Here is an 18,610-nt window from a genome sequence, read left to right on the forward strand (position 1 = left end):
TCTTCGCGAAATGCTTCCTCGCGCGTCTTGGAAAACGCGGGAATAAGCACGGTACACATCGCTAAAACGGCCAAGACTAGTAATGTCACGCTGATGGGACGCTGCACGAAGACCCACGGGTTGCCGCGCGAGAGTAACATCGCACGGCGCAGATACTCTTCCATCAACGGGCCGAGAATAAAGGCGAGCAGCATCGGCGCCGGCTCGCAACCGAGCTTGGAAAAGAGGTAGCCGAGAGCTCCGAACAGGGCCATGAGGTAAATGTCGAATTCCGTATTTTTGAGGCTGAAGACGCCGATAGCGCAGAAAACGAGAATCCCCGGATACAACAATTGGTAGGGTATCATGATCATCCGTACCCACATCCCGATCAGCGGGTAATTGAGAATTACCAGCATCAGATTTCCGATCCACATCGACACGATCATGCCCCAAAAAAGGGCCGGCTGTTCGTTGATGACCGACGGCCCGGGCTGAATCCCATGGATGATCATCGCGCCAACCATCAGCGCGCTGACCGGATTCGATGGAATCCCCAAGGTGAGCAACGGAATAAAGGATGTTTGCGCGCCGGCGTTGTTAGCTGCCTCCGGTGCGGCAACGCCCTCGATGGCCCCCTTGCCGAACTCCGCGCGGTTTTTCGAGACCTTCTTTTCGATGGAATAGGCGGCGAAGGAGCCCAGGATCGACCCACTGCCGGGAAGAACGCCCAATGCCGAGCCGATGGCGGTGCCGCGAAGAATCGGCGCGATCATGCGCTTGAAGTCTTCCTTGGTCGGCCAAAGTCCGGTGATCTTCGGGATCATCACCGATCGCTCTTCTTCGTTTTCCAAGTTGCGTATGATCTCGCCCAAGCCGAACATACCCATCGCGACCGTCACGAACCCGATGCCGTCGGCGAGTTGATAGATTCCAAAAGTAAAGCGTTGCATCCCGGAATTAACATCCGTGCCGATCAGTCCCAGGAGCAGTCCGAGCACGACCATGCCGATGGCATGGAGCAGCGAACCTTGAGCGAGCACCACGGAGGCCACCAGGCCAAGGACCATCAAGGAGAAAAACTCTGCCGGTCCGAACTTGAGCGCCGCGGCGGCAAGCGGGGGGCCGAAGCCGGCGATCAGGAACGTCGCGACGGTACCGGCAAAAAAGGAGCCGATGGCCGAGGTGGCCAGGGCCGCTCCCGCCCTTCCCTGCTTGGTCATCTGATAGCCGTCGAGCGTCGTAACGACGGACGCCGCTTCCCCTGGGACATTGATCAGAATGGATGTAGTAGAACCCCCATACTGGGAGCCGTAATAGATTCCAGCAAGCATGATGAGAGCGGTGACCGGTGGCAACACGAACGTGACAGGCAGCAGCATGGCGATCGTGGCGGTGGGCCCAAGGCCGGGCAAGACGCCGATTGCGGTGCCGAGGAAAACGCCGACGAAACAGTAGAACAAGTTGGCGAGAGTAGCGGCCGTTTGTAGCCCTAACCAAAGATGACTAAGCAGTTCCATGGCGCTATGCTCCGTTTACGGTCAACCGCCGAACCATGGACCGATAACCGGCAGCGGAATGCCCAAGCCTTTGAGAAACACCAGAACGCAAAAGATTGTAAGGCCCGCCGCCATGATGAGTGTCGGGCGCCAACGAAATCGCGTGCTCGCGTAGGCGCTGATGATGACCAGCAACGGTAAAGCGACCGCCAATCCCGCGCCTCGAACGATGAGACCGAAGACGAGCGTCGAAGCGACGACGAGCAAGAGTCCGTTGACCGCAAGGCCGCCGATAGGAGTGCCCGGTTTGATGAACGAGCGGGCGAGAGAGATAATCCCGATCAGTATCAAAAGGGAACCGAGAACGGAGGGGAAGTAGGCCGGCCCCATCTTGAGGGCCGTGCCCATGCGGTAGTCCCGGGCGATTATAACGGCGGTCAATCCGAACGCGACGTAGATGATCCCGGTCCAGAAGTCCCTGGGGTTGCGTGAAGGAGAAATCACGAGCGCCGCCGGCTGGAGTAATGGAGTATTGGGGTAGTGGAGTTTTGGAGTACGGGGAAGTTCATAATCACTACTCCATCACTCCAGTACTCCACGACTCCAATTTTTTAGTCGGCGTAGACTCCCGCCTTCTTGATGATCGGCCCCCACTTTTCGATCTCAGCCTTGAGAAAGGACCTGTGCGCCTCCGGCGTGGCGCGATTATCAGCCACCGACTCGGCGCCCAGTTCGGCAAAGCGCTGCTTCACCGTCGGATCCTTTATCGCGGCTTGCAGCGCCTTGGTGAGAGTAGCGACGACCGGCTGCGGCGTGCCCTTCGGCGCGTAGAGGCCGTGCCAGACCACAACCTCGAAGTTGGTCAGGCCGGCTTCGTGCGCCGTCGGCACATCCGGCAGCGACGCTACGCGCGTCTTCGTCGTGACGCCATAGACCTTGATTTTGCCGCCTTTGATCTGGCTCGTCGTATTGGTCGTCTGATCGCACATGAAGTCCACCTGCCCGCCCAGTAGGTCGTTCATGGCCGGAGCTGTCCCTTGATAAGGGACGGTGGTGACGTCGGTCTGGATCGCAGTCATGAAGAGCATACCGCACAGGTGCGAGGCGGCGCCGAGGCCGGCGTTGGCGTAAGTAACCTTATCCTTGTTGGCCTTGACGTACGAGATCAGCTCCTTGAGATCCTTCGCTGGAAAGTCCTTCTTTGCCACGATAGTCATCGGCGTGTCGTTGATCAGGCCGATATGCTCGAAATCGGTGAGCGGATTGTAGGGCAACTTACGATAAAGGGCCGGGGCGGTGGACATGCCGATATGGTGTATAAGAATCGTGTAACCGTCGGGCGGCGACTTAGCGACCTTGTTGGGCGCGATCGTGCCGCCGGCGCCGCCCACGTTCTCCACGATGATCGTCTGCTTGAGCGCTTCGCCCATCGCCCGGGCGACTAGGCGGCCGACCGTGTCCGTGGGTCCGCCGGCGGTGAAAGGCACGATCAAAGTGATCACTTTGGTGGGATACTGCTGCGCGTGGAGCTGCGCCGCGCTGAAAGTGATGATGCAAACCGCGATTCGCACAATGAGCTTAATCATGATTTACCTCCATCGGAGACCGGGTACGATAGAATACTGACATGAGGATCAAGCTTGTCAATCGTATCGGCCAAGCCGCGCCGGGCTAAGCCGCCTGCACCTTTGGCTGGGAAAGTACGCTCCCGGCCCGCTTTTTCTGCCACAGATAGACGGCCGCAAAGATAGCGACGGCGGCAATAGCCGTCGGCCAGGTGGGAAAGAACGCCATGAAAGCCGCCGCCGTGAGAAGCAGCCACTCGACAAAAGTCATCTTCACGTAGAAATATGCCGTGCTGACGATCGAAAAGAGCACGATGCCGAGCGTCGCGGACGCAATCGCGGCGACGTTTTGCGCGGGCGTGCCGGTTAGAAGAATGTGGGTGTAGGCGAACAGCAACGGCATAACGTAAATAACTTTGGCAAACCGAAAGCAGCTCCAGCCCGTCTTCATCGGGTCGGCTTGAGCGATCGCCGCGGCGGCGAACGGGCCCATTGCGACCGGCGGCGTGATGTTCGAATCCAGCGCGAGCCAGAAGATGATGAGATGAGACGAGATCACCGGCACGCCTAATTTCAGCAGCGCCGGCACCGCCACGACGGCGACGATTAAGTACGTCGCCGTGATCGGCAGCGGCAAGCCCAGCACGAACGTCGCGCAAGCGATGAGGCCGATGGTCAGAAGGACACTGTTGCCCGCGAGATCGACCAGAACATACGGAAAACGGATGACGATGCCGGTGAGCGACAAAACCCCGATGAGGACTCCGACGGCGCCGACGAGCGCCGCGACAAAAAGGCATTGCTTCCCCGCCTCCACCAATGCCAGCCAGATTTGAGCCGGCCCCATGCGCGTCTCTTTGCGAATCCAACTGACTACGATTGTGGAGATGATGCCGTAGAGCACCGCCATCTGCGGCGAGTAGCCCGAGACCATGACGGCGATCAAGACGGCTATCGGCAATAGCAGGTACCAGCCGCGGCGCCAAACGTCGCGCGAGCGCGGCAGGTCCTCCGGCGGCAAGCCCCTGAGACCGAGTTTTTTCGATTCGAAGTAGATCATGACGCCGACCGAGACGAAAAAAAGTATTCCCGGAATCGCCGCGACCTTGATGATCTCGACATAGGGAATTCCCGTCATCTCCGACATCACGAAGGCGCCCGCGCCCATGACCGGCGGCATGATCGCCGCGCCGGTCGACGCCGCGGCTTCGACCGCGCCCGCGATGTGGCCCGGAAAGCCGGCTTTTTTCATGAGCGGTATGGTGATGGGTCCCTTAGTGACCGTCTCGGCTATGGGACTGCCGCTGATCGTGCCCATGAGGCAGCTCGATACGACCGAGGCCTGCGCCGGGCCGCCGGCGATGCGTCCGAGGGCGGCGAGTGAAATATCGACGAAGAATTTCGCCACGCCGGCGCGCTCGAGAAACGCGCCGAAGGCGACGAACGGAATGATGAACTCGGCGAGCACTTCTGCCATGATGCCGAAAACTCCGTCCGACGTAAGGTAGACATATTCAATGATGCGGCGGACGGAGTAGCCCTTGTGGCCGACGATGTAGGGAAGGTAGTTGCCGAACAGAGCGTAAAGGATCGGGATAATCGCGCAGAGCGCCATGTCCATTCCCAGCACCCGGCGCGCCGCCTCGATCGCCACGACGATGACGACGACGCCCATCCAGACGTCGACCGGCGTATAGTCGCCCGCGCGGTAGGCCATCGCTTCATAGTTGATGATCCAGTAGATGACGCCGGCGGCGGCGCCCGCGGCGAGCAGGAGATCGAGCCAGGAGGGCCGATCCTCCCGGTCGCCCTTCCAGGCCTTGTATAGAAGCAGCGGGACGACGAGGCTGTAGAGGACGGCGATGCCGCGGAAGTATTGCAGCGATACGACGCCGATGGTTGCGGCCCAAATATAATAGGCCGCCAAGCCGCCCATCGTGGTCCGGACGGCCAGGTTCCAGTGGCGCGAAAGGGAGCGAGTCTGAGTTGCTTCAGCCACCGGCTTCGACCGTCAAGCTACTTCGAGCGGATCGCTTCCGGAATCTGGATGCCGGCGGCTTTCCAGTGCTCCTCGGCGCCTTTGTGCAGCGGGAACGTCACACCCTGTAGCGCCTTTGGCGGCGTCATGTCCTTCGAGCCGGCATGGACGTTGATCATGTGCGCGTTTCCTTCCTTGCCGTATGCAGCCGCCGCCATTTTTTGAATCAAGGCGGGCGACACGTCCTTATTGGCGTACCAGATCACGGGGACGCCCACGGTCGAAGTCTCTTCGGTAATTCCTTTGTACGAGTTGGCCGGGAAAACGTAGCGCGCGAAGTAAGGATACTGTTTGAAGAAGTCGGTCTTCATTGCGGGCGTGTAGATATCGATGGCGCGCACCGGCTTCTTGGTTGCCGCTTCCATCGTCACGCGGTCCGGCTCGGGACCGGTCCAGAAAAAAGCGTCCGCTTTGCCGTCGGCCATCGCCTCGCCGGCTTGCGCGCCCAGAAGCGGAATGCGGGTGATCTTGTCCCAAACTCCCAAAGTGCGAAAAACGCGCTCGGCGTTGGCGTAGGTTCCCGACCCGGGCGATCCTATGGCGACGCGCTTGCCGGCGAGGTCGGTCACCGTTTTAATCCCGCTGTCCGCGTAGGTGATTAAATGGGCGACGCCGAAAACAACGAGCCCGATCGCCCGAAAATTGGTCAAAGGCTTGTCCTTGAATTGTTCCAGACCGTGGTAAGCCTCATGCACGTCCGAAGCGAAAGAAAGGCCCATCTCGGCGTCTCCGCCGTTGACGCGCCGGGTATTCTCCACCGATCCTCCGGTCGCGGTCACCGACACGTCCAGCCCTGGGACGCTCTTCGAAAGATAAGTCCCGATGCCGGTGGCGAAGATGCCGAACACTCCCGACGGCGGACCTCCGGCCATCGTGATGCGCTCCACCTTTTGGGCGTAGGCGGGTGCTACCACAAAAGAGATCAATGCAGTTGCGAGAAAAAAGACGACGCGTTTCATAGAGACTCCTTTCTACAGCTTGGGTCGGACTACCGTATATTCTAAAACTCGGGCTTTTCCAACAGTCTTTTTACCTCGGAAAGAAACCGGGCGGCGATGGCGCCGTCGACGATGCGGTGGTCGGCGGAGAGCGTCATTGTCATCATCGAGCGGGCTACGATCTTATCTCCTTGCGGCACCGCGCGCGGAGCGACGCGGCCGACGGCGAGAATTGCGCATTGCGGCGGGTTGATGATCGCGATGAAGCTATCGACGCCAAGCATGCCGAGGTTGGAGACGGTGAAGGTGCCGCCCTCGTAGTCGAGCGGAAAGAGTTTTTTCTTCTGCGCCTTCTCGGCCAACTCCCTGCTCTGCTTCGCCATTTCCGTGAGTGAGAGACGATCAGCACTGCGGATGACGGGAACCACGAGCCCTTCTTCCAAGGCCACTGCCACGCCGATGTTGACGTCGGCAAATATCTGGATGCCCTTCTCAGTGTAAGCGGAGTTGAGCGACGGAAAATCTCTTAGCGTGCGGGCTGCGGCCGAAAGAATGAAATCGTTGATCGACGGGACGACCTTCTCTCCTCGTTTTTTCAACTCGCTCCTTCTCTGTTCCACAGCCGTCATGTCCACGTCTATGCCGAGGTAAAAATGCGGCGCGCTCTGCTTGCTCTTGCTCATCCGTTCGCCGACGATCCGGCGCATCGCCGTCGGTTGAATGGTTTCTTTTACGCGCGGAGGTCCGGCTGGAGCGGACGTTTTCGCCCGCGCTCCACCGGCGCGGAGCACGTCTTCGGCAACGACGCTGCCGTCGGGCCCGCTTCCCTTTAACGATGCGAGATTGATATTTTTTTCTTTGGCGATTCGTTTGGCTGCAGGCGATGCAGGAACCTTGCCGCCACCTTCGGCGGGTTTTGCTGACGGTGTTGATCTCGACTTCGCAGGACGTCCCTCACCCCTTCCCTCTCCCTCAGGGGGAGGGCGAGGGAGAGGGTGCTCATGAAGTGCGGGTATCGCCTGTCGCTTTGTGGACCCAGTCTCGCCAGGAGAGAGAATCACAGCGATCTTTTGCCCGACGGGGATTTCGTCTCCGGGGTGTGCGGTGACGTTGGCGAGTATTCCGGACGCCGGCGCTTCGATCTCGACGGCGGCCTTGTCGGTCTCGACCTCCATCAGCGGCTCGCCCTTCTCGACCGAGTCGCCCTCGGCCTTGAGCCAGTTGACTAGAGTTCCCTTTTCCTGCGCCATGCCCAGCGCAGGCATGATGACTTCGATGGCCATATTAAACCACGTTGCTCGTGTTCGTGCTCGTGTTCGTCAGCGGTTGACTGTCTCCAGCGCTAACGCGTCGTTCAAGTTCGGCTGTACCTCCTGCCTAATGTTTCCCCTCAATCGAAAATCGGCAATCGAAAATCTAAATTACTTGATCACCTTGTCCGCCCGGTACAGCATTGACTGCGGAATCGTTAGGCCGATCTGCTTCGCCGTTTTCAGATTGATCATAAATTCGAACTTGGTCGGCTGCTCCACCGGGAGGTCCGCTGGTTTGCGCCCTTTCAGAATCTTGTCTACGTAAGTGGCCGCGCGCCGATACATATCGGTAACGCTCGCGCCGTAATACATGAGGCCACCACCGTCCATAAATTCTGCCCTTTCGTATATCGCCGGGAGCCGGTTCTTTGCCGCGAGGTCTGCAATTTGTGTTCGGTGAGAATTGAGCACGGGGCCTCCAAACACGAGGACTGCCTCAGCACGCCCCTTGCCTGTGGCTCGGAACGCGGTCTCGATATCCTTGGAACTTAGTACGTCTAGGTATTGAAGCCGCACCCCGAACGTCCCTGCGGCGCGCTCCGTCTCTTTTAAAGCTTGTGCGTTGCCCGGCCGGGTCGAAGTCCCGAGGACGGCCACGCGGGAGAGCTTGGAAACGATCTCCTTGAGAAGCTCCAGTCGTTTTCCGCTTAGCTCCGGGGCAAGGTTTGACAATCCAGTAATGTTTCCGCCCGGATGCGCCAGGCTAGCAACAAACCCATTCCCAACAGGATCGGTATCGTTCGTCATGACAATGGGAATCGTAACAGTTGCTTCCTTGGCAGAACGGGTTCCTGGCGGACCAGCCGTGACGATGACGTCTACCTTGAGACGCACTAGCTCCGCGGCAACCTCACCCTCTGGTTTTCCCTCTGCATATCGCCACTCGATGACAATGTTTTTCCCCTCCACATACCCAAGCTCGCGCAAACCCTGCCGGAATGCCTCTACGCGGTCCGAGATAGTGGAAGGGGAGACAGTAGCTAGGAATCCTATCCGTGGGACTTTGTTCGGCTGCTGCGCTTGGGCGGGAGGGGCAAAAGCCAAAAACAAGACCCCCAGGAACACAGAGAGAGTCTTTCTTCTCATTGGGTTTCTCCGCTCATTATCCTTCCTCGCCCCCCTGGGGGAGAGGATAATAGAGGTGAGGGGGCCGCTTGCAAGCGTAACGGCCCTCACCCTAACCCTCTCCCAAAGGGCGAGGGAAACAGGGATCTCCAATCCAAAATCGGCAATCTAAAATGAAGTGCCTCACGCCTTCTTTACTCTCTCCAACGCTCCCGGATTATTCAGATTCGACTGTGTCTCGCGGGTTTCGGGCAGCGGGCCGCCGGCGGTGAAGTAATGCGTGCCTGCGACGAGGAGTTTTTCGGACGGGAAGCGGGTGATGACCTCGCAGCCGGTTTTATTCACAACGACTTCCTCCTCCAGTCGCGCCGCCGACCAGCCGTCAGAGGCGGGCCAGTAGGTTTCCAGGGCAAAGACCATCCCTTCTTCGATCACTTCGGGATGATCGAGCGAGACGAGGCGGCTGAAGATCGGTTTCTCCCAAATCGACAATCCCACCCCATGACCGTACTGCAATGCAAAAGCGGCTTCTTCGTTGGCGAAACCGAACTCTTCCGCCTTGGGCCAGAGCTTCACCACGTCCGCCGTCGTGATACCCGGCTTCACGATGCTGATAGCAGCATCCATGTAGTCGCGGCAGCGTTTGTAAGCATCCGCCATCGCAGGCGACGCGCTGCCGACGGCGAACGTTCGGTAATAGCAGGTGCGATAGCCGTTGTAGCTATGGAGGATGTCGAAGAAGGCCGGATCTCCCGGACGCAGCACGCGGTCGGTGTAGACGTGCGGGTGCGGGCTGCAGCGCTCGCCGGAAATCGCGTTCACGCCCTCGACGTGCTCCGAGCCGAGATCGTAAAGCACCTTGCTGACGACGCCGACGCATTCGTTCTCCCGGACGCCGGGCCGCATGAAGCGGTAAAGCTCCTCGTAGGCGGCATCGACCATCATACAGGCGGTGTTGAGCAAGGTGATCTCATCCTGCGTTTTGATTTTGCGCACTTGATGCATCAACTGCTGCCCGTCCACGACTTTGATCCCCTGGGCTTGCAGTGCAAAGAGCACCGGCAGCTCGATCACGTCCACGCCGACCGGTTCGTTCTGCAGTTTCCGTTTTTCCAGCTCGACTTTGATTTTCTTCGCGACGTCGTCCGCGAGACCCGACCCCGGGTTGGTCGCGCCGCGCAAGGTCGAAATGCCGGCGCGCGAGCGCTCTCCCAGCCACGGGCAATAAATTTGGTGATGGCGCGCGGCCGAGCCAAAGTCCCAGATGATCGGCTCGTCGTCCTGCGGCAGGAGCGAGAAACGCACGAGCTTGTCCATTGCCCACGTTCCGATGTGTGTGGCGGTGATGTAGCGGATGTTGTTCATGTCGAAGCAGAGGAGCGATCCCAGCTCGGATTTTTTGAGCGCAGCTTTGATGCGGTTGAGCCGGTCCTGGCGGAGACGCTCTATGTTGACGCGTTCCTCCCAATCGACGCCCATCAAACCGAAGGTTTTCAACGCCATATCAAGACTCCATTTCTTATCCCTCTCCCTAACCCTCTCCCTGGAGGGAGAGGGAAGGGTGAGGGCCGCCGGTCAGTCATCCCTTTACCGTCGGCCACAAAGCGTTTTCGCCATCTCGACGACCGACTCCGGCGTCGGGACGGTCTGATCTTCGAGCACCGGAGAAAACGGCACGGGAACGTCCATCGCGCCCATGCGTTTCACCGGCGCGTCGAGATAGTAAAAGGCGCCGTCGGCGATCACCGACGCGATCTCTGCGGTGACGCCATAGCGCTCGTAACCTTCATCGACGACGATCGCGCGGGACGTCTTTTTCGCGGACGCGATGATCGTCTCTTTGTCTAAAGGCGCCGTCGTTCTCACGTCCACGACCTCGGCGCTGATGCCGGCCTGATCCAGAATCTCCGCCGCTTTGAGCGATACCTGCACCATGCTGCTGGTCGCGACGAGCGTGATGTCTTTTCCGGGTCGCTTGACGTCGGCGACGCCGAACGGGATCGTGTATTCGCCTTCCGGCACCGACCCCTTTTGCTGGTACATCATCTTGTCTTCGAAAAAGACGACCGGGTTATCGTCGCGGATCGCAGTTTTGAGGAGGCCCTTTGCGTCATACGGCGTCGAAGGCAGCGCGACTTTCAAGCCCGGAATGTGGCTGAACCAGGCATGCAGGCTCTGGCTGTGCTGCGCGGCCGAGCGGCGCGTCGCGCCCAAGGTCGTGCGCATGACCATCGGGACCTTGAGCTTGCCGCCGGACATATAGTGGATCTTCGCCGCCTGGTTCACCATCTGGTCCATTGTCAGCGTGACGAAATCGCCGAACATGATATCGACCACCGGCCGCATGCCGGTCATCGCCGCGCCGACGCACACGCCGGTGATCGCCGCTTCGGAGATCGGCGAATCGATGACGCGTTCTTTGCCGAATTCTTTGACCAGGCCGGAGAGGACTTTAAACGGCGTACCGGCCTCGGCGACATCTTCGCCGAGGATGAATACTTTCGGGTCGCGGCGCATCTCCTCCGCGAGGGCTTCGTTGATGGCTTGCCCAAACGTAATCTCCCGCGCTGATCCGCCGATAAGGGCCGCCTGCTTCGTTGTCACTTCAGTCTCATATCAAGTTGCCCTCTCCCTAGCCCTCTCCCGCAAGCGGGAGAGGGAAGGGTGAGGGTCATCATGCATACACATGCTGATCGACTTCATCCGGGTCCGGGTACGGAGCGTTCAAAGCGAACTGCACTCCGTCTTCAATCTCACGGCGAGTTTCGTTTTCGATCTTCTGTAAAAGTTTCGGGTCAGCGATCTTGAGGCGGAGTAATTTATCGGTGAGCAATTTTACCGGATCGCGCTTGCTCTTCCATTCCTCTTCTTCCTTTTTGGCCCGATAGTAGGCGCGGTCGATGTCGCCGACGTGATGGCCGTGGAAGCGGTAAGTGCTGCAGAGGACAAATGAAGGCCCGTCGCCTTGCCGCGCCCGCTCGACCAGGCGCTGCAGGGTTTTATGGACCAGCTCGACGTCCTGTCCGTCGATCGACTCCGTCGGAATGCCAAAAGCCCTCGCGCGCGCTTCGATCTCGCCTGCGGTGGTCTCGCTGTAATGTGTGTACTCGTTGTAAAGGTTGTTCTCACAGAGATAGATGACCGGCAGCTTCCAGAGCGCCGCCATGTTCATGCACTCGTAAAGCAGTCCTTGCCCGAGCGCGCCCTCGCCGAAAAAACAAACCGCGACCTGGTCGCTGCCGCGGAGCTTCGCCGACATCGCCGCGCCGGTGGCGATTCCGGTGCTGCCGGCGACGATCGCGTTGGCGCCCAGGTTACCTCTTTCCTGGTCGGCGATGTGCATCGAGCCGCCTTTGCCGCGGCAGTAGCCGTTCACTTTGCCGAGCAGCTCGGCGAACATCTTGTCCACCGCCGCGCCTTTCGCGAGGCAATGGCCGTGGCCCCGGTACGTGCTGGTGATATAATCGTCGGCGCGCAGCGCCTCGCAGACGCCCACTGCTACTGCTTCCTGCCCGATATAGAGATGCGCCAGCCCCGGCATCTTCGCGCTCATGTAAAGCTGATTGACCTGCTCTTCGAAGAGGCGGATCTTCAGCATCTGACGATAAAACCGGAGCCACTGCTCCCGCCCGATACTCGCCGGCGATTTGGTTTTGTTCTTTGCCATTTTTTAATCTTGAATTTTGAATGTTGAGTTTTGAATTAAGGTACTTCTGATCTTCAATTTAAAATTCAAAACTCAAAATTCAACATTATTTTTTGAGGCCTGCCATTTTCGCCAGCGCTTCGAACAGGACGGCGAAATCTTTGTCGGCGAATCCCATTGCCCGAGCCGTGGTGAGCATCTCGTTTGTGACCGCGGTCGTCGGCAGCGGGACATCGAGCCCGCGGCCCATATCCAGCGCGAGCAGAAGATCCTTTTGCATCATGTTGATGTCGAACCAGGCTTCGTCCGGCATCTTGAGCACAAAGGGCCCGCGATACTTTACCATCGGCGAAGCGATCACGCTGTTGAGCAAGACTTCAACGGCGGTCTCCCGCGCGATGCCGCTTTTCTCGGCCAGCAGGACACCTTCGCTGAAGGCCAGCATCTGCACGGCGAGGCTCAGGTTGGTCGCGATCTTCATTCCGACGGCCAGCCCGTTGCCGCCGACGTGAGTAACTTTTGGGCCAATCGCCTGGAGAATCGGGCGAGCGCGCTCGCAAACCGCGCGATCGCCGCCGACCATGATCGAAAGCTTGCCCTCTTCCAGCGTGCTCACGCTGCCGGATACCGGCGCGTCGAGCATCTCTGCGCCCTTGGCGGCGACTTGAGCCGCGATCTCGCGGCTCGCCGCGGGACTCACGGTGCTCATGTCGATGTGAATTTTTCCCGGCGCCAGTCCGGCGAGGATTCCGTCGGGTCCTGTGGCGACCGCTCGCAACGCTTCGGTGTTGGTCACCATGGAGAAGGTGATTTCGGCGCTTTGCGCTACGGCACGCGGCGTCTCGCCCCACTTCATCCCGGCGTCAAGCAGCCACTGCGCCTTGGATTTAGTTCGGTTGTAACCGATCACGCTATGGCCGGCATCGAGCAGCCGCTTGACCATGCGGCTGCCCATGACGCCGAGACCGACGAAGCCGAGATTCGCCATGAATTTTTTCTCTAAAGATTAAACGGGACTTCCTGAAGTTAGGTTGATGGGTAGTTTTTGTCAATAGTGCGGGGAAAGAGGCCGGCGTGGGGAATCTCGCTTCGGACCGAGGCAATATATTCGTGGTACGCTAGAGAACAATACGCTTAAACTTTGCCCTCGGGTGCCTCGCTCCTTCGCGAAATCCCCCGCGCCAGCCCAAGAAGAGGGATAAGTGAAACAAGCGTTCTTGACAATCATCGCACAGGAAGTGATAGATGACAGAGAGATTTCACCGGAGGACGCTACCGTGGATAAGAGAAAATATTACCGCGACGTTCGCGAGCACATCAAAGCGCTGGAGGAGCGCGGCAAGCTCGTTCGCATCAAGCGCGAGATCAACAAAGACACCGAGCTGATGCCGCTCGTGCGCTGGCAGTTTCGCGGCCTCGACGAGCAGCAGCGGAAAGCCTTTTTATTCGAAAACGTCGTCGATGTCAAAGGCAAGCGCTACACGATGCCGGTCTCCGTCGGCACGCTCGCCGCGTCGACCGAGGTTTACAGCATCGGCCTCATGTGCGAGCCGGAAGAGATCTTCGAGCGCTGGACGCAAGCTCAATTGAAGCCGATCCCGCCGGTCGTCGTGGAATCGGGTCCGGCGCAGGAAGTCGTGCATACGGGGAAAGACCTTCTGAACGGCTACGGGCTCGACATGATCCCGGTGCCGATCTCGACGCCGGGCTTCGACAACGCGCCGTATCTCAGCTCGGCGAACTGGGTGACGAAAGATCCCGACACCGGCATCTATAACATCGGCAACTACCGCGGGCAGATCAAAGCGCCCGACCGCACCGGCGGGCTCTTTCTCGGCCAGCACATGGGCACGCATTGGAAAAAATGCAAGGAAAAAGGAATTCCGCTGGAGGCCGCCATCGTGATCGGCGTGATTCCGGCCGTGGCTTACGCCGCGACGGCGAAGCTGCCGTACGATTTCGATGAGTACCGGCTCGCCGGCGGGCTCGCCGGCGAGCCGATCCCGCTGGTCAAATGCAGAACCGTCGATCTTCTAGTCCCCGCCACGGCGGAGATCGTCATCGAGGGCAAGATCGCGACCGACATGATCGAGCCGGAAGGGCCGTTCGGCGAATATCCCGGCTACATGGGTCATCGCGGCGTGGCGCCGTTCTTGGACGTGACCTGCATCACGCACCGCAAAGACGCGATCTACACGGCGCTGATGAGCCAGTTTCCCCCCAGCGAGTCGAGCAAGATCAAGCACACCGGCACGGAAAAAGTCATGTACAAATTTCTCCGCCACGACGCCGGCAACCCCTGCGTCTTGGATGTCGCCATTCACGATGAAGTCAGCGGCAGCGGCCAGGGTTATTGCGTGATCAAGATGAAAAAAACCAACTCGGGCGATGTGTGGCGCGCGCTCAATACCTCCGCCGGTTTCAGCGGCAGTTACGCGAAGATTTGCATCGCCGTCGATGAAGACATCGACATCCGCGATCCGGCGATGATCAACTGGGCGATCTCGTTTAACGTCAGGCCCGACCAGGACGTCATGATCCTCAAGGGAAAATCTCCCGGGCTCGATCCCTCCTGCTATCCTCCCGGTGTTCCAACGCACGTGGCCCGGCAGACCCCGACCAGCGCGCTCTTGATCGACGCGACGCGTCCCTGGCCTTACACGCCGGTGTCGTTGCCGCGAAAAGAGTTCATGGAAAATTCCAAAAAAATCTGGGAGGAGCTGGGACTGCCGGAACTCAAGCCGCGCATGCCGTGGTACGGCTACAGCCTCGGCGCCTGGACCAAAGAAGACGAGGAGGAGGCGGAGCTGGCGCTCAAGGGCGAGCATTTCGTCACCGGGGAAAAGGCGAAGGCGAAGCGGGTGAAGCCGTAATGGGAAACGCGCAGCCGACGGGCAGCCGACGGGGACAGGCAACTTTTTGGGGGACTGGCTGCTTTTTTGTATTGTAAAAAGCTGCCTGTCCCCTTGACGATCCGGAAAAGTAGCCCGTCCCCTAGGTTAGAACAGTCCCGGAAGCCAGCGCTTTGTAATCAACAGATAGCGACGGTAGGGCTCGCCCCAGAGTTCCAGGAGTCTGGCCTCGTCGTGTCGAACTCGGAGATGAAACCAGATCGCCGTCGCGACGGTTATGGCGGCGGCAAAGATAGATTGGAGAGTCAGCGCCAGACCGGCAAGGAAAATAATATGGCCGAGGTACATGGGATTCCGGGAGTAAGCGTACGGCCCGGATAAAAGCAAACGTTTCGGCGGCGTCTCGACGCCCGGCCCGCCGCCGCCGCGCTTTAAACGATAAAGGCCGCAAAGGCGATATTGGAGATAGCCCCACACCATCAGCAGCAAAAAGATCGGCTGAACCTTAAGGCGGCGATGGATCAACAATTCCCAAGCAACCGCGAGAAGTGGATAAAAGATAAAAGTTCGTAACGGCGTGCGGCGAAGTAGTTTTGCGAGCCCGTCCATTTTGTTTGCGGCGTTGAGAGAAATTTTGTTGCAGCATCTATAGCAAAGATGCCGCCGACCTGAAAGCGAAAGAAAGGAAGACGCCATGAGCGAGTTGATATGCAACGATCTGAGAAGCTTCATCGAAGCGAGCAAGCAGATCAGCGACTGGAAAGAAATCAAAGGGGCCGATTGGAACCTCGAGATCGGCGCGTTGATCGAAAGCGCGGCCGAAATGATTACGCCGCCGCCGATGCTCCTCTTCGACGAGATCAAAGGCTATCCGCGCGGCTTTCGCGTCGCGGGCCTGCTCTTCGCGTCTTATAGGCGCGTCGCCCTGGCGCTCGGCCTGCCGCACGACAGGAGCAAGCTCGAGTTGGTGCGCCTGGCGTCACGGAAGATAAAATCCTCGCAGCCCCTCCCGCCGGTCGAGGTCAAGAGCGGCCCGGTGATGGAGAACGTCATGCGTGGCAAAGACATCGATCTTCTCCGCTTTCCCGCGCTGCGCTCGCACGAGAACGACGGCGGCCGTTACATCGGCACCGGCGACACGCTCATCAACCGGGACCTCGAAAGCGATTTTGTAAACATGGGCACCTACCGCATGCAGCTTCATGACCGCGACCTGTTGGGTCTCTGGATGAGCCCGGGCCAGCACGGCCGGCTAATTTGCATGAAGTATTGGGAGAGAGGCGAGAGCTGTCCGGTCGTCGCGACCTTCGGCCCGGACCCGCTTTGCTTTCTGGCGGCGAACGCGAAGATTCCCTGGGGGCAATCGGAGCTCGATTACGTCGGTGGCCTCAGAGGCCGGCCGCTGGAAATTATCAGGGGTCCAGTCACCGGCCTGCCGATTCCAGCGCACGCGGAAATTGCCGTCGAAGGCGAAGTGCCGCCGCCGAAACTTGAGTCGCGAGACGAAGGACCGTTCGGCGAATGGCCGGGATATTACTCGGGAGGCACAATCGGGACGGGCGAGCGTCAACCGGTGATCAAGGTCAAAGCGGTCTATCATCGCAACGATCCGATCCTGCAAGACGAAGCGCCCTTGTGGCCCGGCGCGCCGCGGACCGACTTGAGTCTTCGCGCCGGTCTCTTGTGGGACCAACTGGAGAGCGCGGGAGTCCAGGACGTTACCGGCGTCTACAATTTCACGAACTATATCTACGTCGTCGCGATCAAACAGCGCTACGCAGGCCACGCCAAGCAGGCCGGCATGATCGCCGCCGCCGCTTCGGCTTCGGCGCGCCACGGGCGCTACGTCGTCGTGGTGGACGACGACATCGATCCGACCAATTTAAAGGAAGTCCTCTGGGCGATGATGACGCGCGTCGATCCGGCGACGAACATCGACATCGTGGACGGTTGTTGGAGCACGCCGCTCGATCCGCGCATGCCGCCCGACAAGCGCGCCGCGCGCGACCACACGAACAGCAAGGCGATCTTTTATGCCGTGAGGCCGTTCCCGTGGCGGGACAAATTTCCCAAAGTGAGCCGCGTGAGCCGCGAGCTCAGGGAAAAAGTGATTCGGGATTTTCAGAATATCCTGCCTTTTCCGAAGGGGTAGAGACCAAACGTCTTGTAGGGGCGGCCCCCAGTGGCCGCCCCTGGGCAGGCACAGGGGCCTGCCCCTACGTTCCTTTCATGTCCTTCGACTCCACTACCATCGCCGTCGGTGCCGCGCTTCTGCTCGCCGCTTTCGTCAAAGGAACGACCGGTTTCGGTTTTCCGCTGATCGCGACGCCGACGGTCGCTCTTCTCCTGGACATCCGCACCGCGATTACGATCCTCATCATTCCGAACATCCTCATGGACGTCGCACAGATCTTTCGCGGCAGTTTTCCGTCGGCGATCATCAAGCGTTTCGGTTGGCTTCTGTTCTTGACGGTTTTCGGCGTCTTTCTCGGCACCAAGGTTCTGGTCATGCTCCCCATCTGGGCGCTCAACCTCTCGCTCGGCGTCATGGTCCTCGCGTTCGTCGTTTCCAACTTCTTCCGCTTCGAGCCCGCCATCCCTCCACGGCTGGAACGGCTTTCCTCGCCGGCGATCGGCCTCGCCGTCGGCTTTTTGAACGGCATGACCAACGCAGCCGGTCCGGTGCTGGCGAGCTATCTCTATAGCCTCAAGCTCCCCAAGACAGAGTTCGTGAGGTCGATCTCGACGATTTTCATGATCACCAAGATCAGCCAGTTGGTCGCGGTCTCGACCTGGAATCTCTTCACCTACGAGACGCTGCGCCTGTCGGCAGGTGTGACGGTGTTCGTCCTGCTAGGTTTTTATTTTGGTTTAAAGGCGCAGGACCGGGTGAACCAGAAGACTTTCAACCGCGGGCTGCTCGCGATCCTGTTCGCGATCGGGGTGATGCTGGTCGTGCGCGGGCTATGCTAGGCAGCTCGAAGTCAGCCCCAAATCGCCCGCGCGGTGTCCACAACAAGTTTCAACTTAGCCTGTTGTTCAATGAATGAGAGGTTGTTCCCGACGATCGATGATGCAAAGCCGCACTGCGGGCTTAGGCCGAGCCGCTCGCGGGAAATGTAACGGTCCGCGTCCGATATTTTCCGCTCCAGGTCATTTAAGCTTTCCATTTGAGGTTTCTTGGTCGAGATCAGTCCCAGGACCACGAACTTTTCATCGGGGACGTCTCTTAGCGGTTCGAAGGAGCCCGAGCGCTCATCATCGTATTCCAGCAGCAGGCGCTCCGCTCTCATCTGGCGGAACAGTTTTCGGCTGACCGATTCATAGCCGCCTTCGGCGAGCCACCGGCCGCCCTGGTTTCCGCGTCAGACGTGAAACCCAAAGGTCACCTCCGGAAAACCGTCCATGACGGCGTTATCCAGCTCGATACCTTTGCCTAGCCATTGATCGACGCTCCATCCCTGGCCCTCGTAAAAGCGCCGTGTTTTGGGATCGAGCAGAAGACCATAGTGGGGCGCGTCGAGCTGGATATAGCGCGCGCCCAGACGGACCAATTCCGCAACTTCTTCACGGAGAATTTGCACGATGTCGGCGAGAAAGCTGTCGAGCGTCGGATAGACGGACTTTGAAAGTTCCGCGGACCAAAAATTGGCCCACAGGCCGGGGCTTGGCAGCGTGATCTTAGGGATGCGCGTCGTTTTGCTTTTGAGATAAA

General features: G+C 59.2%; 17 protein-coding genes. 3 read left to right on the top strand and 14 right to left on the bottom strand.

Annotated elements, in window-relative coordinates:
• The 11 genes from VGL70_21515 to VGL70_21565 form a co-directional block, all read right to left on the bottom strand.
• On the bottom strand, positions 1–1,499 hold a 1,499-nt coding region (locus VGL70_21515; GenBank protein HEY3306107.1), incomplete at its 3' end, for a tripartite tricarboxylate transporter permease.
• Between the two features lie 21 nt (positions 1,500–1,520).
• Positions 1,521–1,982 carry a tripartite tricarboxylate transporter TctB family protein gene (locus VGL70_21520; protein ID HEY3306108.1) on the bottom strand — a complete coding sequence of 154 codons (462 nt, stop codon included), beginning with the start codon at positions 1,980–1,982 and terminating at the stop codon, positions 1,521–1,523.
• 107 nt (positions 1,983–2,089) lie between these two features.
• Entirely contained in the window at positions 2,090–3,064 is a 975-nt protein-coding gene (locus VGL70_21525; GenBank protein HEY3306109.1) for a tripartite tricarboxylate transporter substrate binding protein BugD, read from the bottom strand.
• Between the two features lie 85 nt (positions 3,065–3,149).
• Positions 3,150–5,042 carry a TRAP transporter fused permease subunit gene (locus tag VGL70_21530; protein HEY3306110.1) on the bottom strand — a complete coding sequence of 631 codons (1,893 nt, stop codon included), beginning with the start codon at positions 5,040–5,042 and terminating at the stop codon, positions 3,150–3,152.
• Positions 5,043–5,059: 17 nt separating this feature from the next.
• Positions 5,060–6,040: a TAXI family TRAP transporter solute-binding subunit gene (locus VGL70_21535; protein HEY3306111.1), complete on the bottom strand. Its 981-nt coding sequence runs from the start codon at positions 6,038–6,040 to the stop codon at positions 5,060–5,062.
• A gap of 41 nt (positions 6,041–6,081) precedes the next feature.
• Positions 6,082–7,302, bottom strand: a complete 1,221-nt coding sequence (locus VGL70_21540) for a dihydrolipoamide acetyltransferase family protein (protein ID HEY3306112.1) — start codon at positions 7,300–7,302, stop codon at positions 6,082–6,084.
• A gap of 138 nt (positions 7,303–7,440) precedes the next feature.
• Positions 7,441–8,550: an ABC transporter substrate-binding protein gene (locus tag VGL70_21545; protein HEY3306113.1), complete on the bottom strand. Its 1,110-nt coding sequence runs from the start codon at positions 8,548–8,550 to the stop codon at positions 7,441–7,443.
• A gap of 30 nt (positions 8,551–8,580) precedes the next feature.
• A complete protein-coding gene (locus VGL70_21550) occupies positions 8,581–9,900 on the bottom strand; it encodes a Xaa-Pro peptidase family protein (protein ID HEY3306114.1) in 1,320 nt (439 codons plus the stop codon).
• A gap of 84 nt (positions 9,901–9,984) precedes the next feature.
• Positions 9,985–11,001, bottom strand: coding sequence for an alpha-ketoacid dehydrogenase subunit beta (locus VGL70_21555; GenBank protein ID HEY3306115.1), 1,017 nt, complete (start codon positions 10,999–11,001; stop codon positions 9,985–9,987).
• Positions 11,002–11,071: 70 nt separating this feature from the next.
• Entirely contained in the window at positions 11,072–12,064 is a 993-nt protein-coding gene (locus tag VGL70_21560; GenBank protein ID HEY3306116.1) for a thiamine pyrophosphate-dependent dehydrogenase E1 component subunit alpha, read from the bottom strand.
• Between the two features lie 85 nt (positions 12,065–12,149).
• Positions 12,150–13,031 (bottom strand): NAD(P)-dependent oxidoreductase, encoded by an 882-nt coding sequence (locus tag VGL70_21565; protein HEY3306117.1) that lies wholly within the window; start codon positions 13,029–13,031, stop codon positions 12,150–12,152.
• 289 nt (positions 13,032–13,320) lie between these two features.
• On the opposite strand from VGL70_21565, the gene VGL70_21570 reads away from it, so the two are divergent.
• Positions 13,321–14,916, top strand: coding sequence for a UbiD family decarboxylase (locus tag VGL70_21570; protein ID HEY3306118.1), 1,596 nt, complete (start codon positions 13,321–13,323; stop codon positions 14,914–14,916).
• A gap of 126 nt (positions 14,917–15,042) precedes the next feature.
• Here VGL70_21570 and VGL70_21575 read toward each other — a convergent pair whose 3' ends face one another.
• The gene (locus VGL70_21575; protein ID HEY3306119.1) at positions 15,043–15,504 is read right to left on the bottom strand and encodes a methyltransferase; all 462 of its coding nucleotides are present in this window, start codon (positions 15,502–15,504) and stop codon (positions 15,043–15,045) included.
• A gap of 85 nt (positions 15,505–15,589) precedes the next feature.
• On the opposite strand from VGL70_21575, the gene VGL70_21580 reads away from it, so the two are divergent.
• Both VGL70_21580 and VGL70_21585 read left to right on the top strand, forming a co-directional pair.
• The gene (locus tag VGL70_21580; protein HEY3306120.1) at positions 15,590–17,047 is read left to right on the top strand and encodes a UbiD family decarboxylase; all 1,458 of its coding nucleotides are present in this window, start codon (positions 15,590–15,592) and stop codon (positions 17,045–17,047) included.
• Between the two features lie 77 nt (positions 17,048–17,124).
• On the top strand, positions 17,125–17,868 hold the full coding sequence (locus VGL70_21585) for a sulfite exporter TauE/SafE family protein (protein HEY3306121.1): 744 nt from the start codon (positions 17,125–17,127) through the stop codon (positions 17,866–17,868).
• An 11-nt stretch (positions 17,869–17,879) separates the two neighbouring features.
• On the opposite strand, the gene VGL70_21590 is transcribed toward VGL70_21585, so the two are convergent.
• Together VGL70_21590 and VGL70_21595 are read right to left on the bottom strand one after the other, a co-directional pair.
• Positions 17,880–18,188, bottom strand: coding sequence for a vitamin-B12 independent methionine synthase (locus VGL70_21590; protein HEY3306122.1), 309 nt, complete (start codon positions 18,186–18,188; stop codon positions 17,880–17,882).
• A gap of 72 nt (positions 18,189–18,260) precedes the next feature.
• A partial coding sequence (locus VGL70_21595; GenBank protein ID HEY3306123.1) for a methionine synthase occupies positions 18,261–18,610 on the bottom strand: 350 nt, incomplete at its 5' end.

It is taken from the genome of Candidatus Binatia bacterium (genome assembly GCA_036504975.1).
Taxonomy (GTDB): Bacteria; Desulfobacterota; Binatia; order UBA9968; family UBA9968; genus JAJPJQ01.

Excerpts from the sequence above, each read along its gene's own strand:
- VGL70_21550 (HEY3306114.1), bottom strand. The coding sequence starts at position 9,900 with ATGGCGTTGAAAACCTTCGGTTTGATGGGCGTCGATTGGGAGGAACGC.
- VGL70_21580 (HEY3306120.1), top strand. The coding sequence starts at position 15,590 with ATGAGCGAGTTGATATGCAACGATCTGAGAAGCTTCATCGAAGCGAGC.
- VGL70_21585 (HEY3306121.1), top strand. The coding sequence starts at position 17,125 with ATGTCCTTCGACTCCACTACCATCGCCGTCGGTGCCGCGCTTCTGCTC.
- VGL70_21565 (HEY3306117.1), bottom strand. The coding sequence starts at position 13,031 with ATGGCGAATCTCGGCTTCGTCGGTCTCGGCGTCATGGGCAGCCGCATG.
- VGL70_21525 (HEY3306109.1), bottom strand. The coding sequence starts at position 3,064 with ATGATTAAGCTCATTGTGCGAATCGCGGTTTGCATCATCACTTTCAGC.
- VGL70_21535 (HEY3306111.1), bottom strand. The coding sequence starts at position 6,040 with ATGAAACGCGTCGTCTTTTTTCTCGCAACTGCATTGATCTCTTTTGTG.
- VGL70_21590 (HEY3306122.1), bottom strand. The coding sequence starts at position 18,188 with ATGAGAGCGGAGCGCCTGCTGCTGGAATACGATGATGAGCGCTCGGGC.
- VGL70_21575 (HEY3306119.1), bottom strand. The coding sequence starts at position 15,504 with ATGGACGGGCTCGCAAAACTACTTCGCCGCACGCCGTTACGAACTTTT.
- VGL70_21560 (HEY3306116.1), bottom strand. The coding sequence starts at position 12,064 with ATGGCAAAGAACAAAACCAAATCGCCGGCGAGTATCGGGCGGGAGCAG.
- VGL70_21540 (HEY3306112.1), bottom strand. The coding sequence starts at position 7,302 with ATGGCCATCGAAGTCATCATGCCTGCGCTGGGCATGGCGCAGGAAAAG.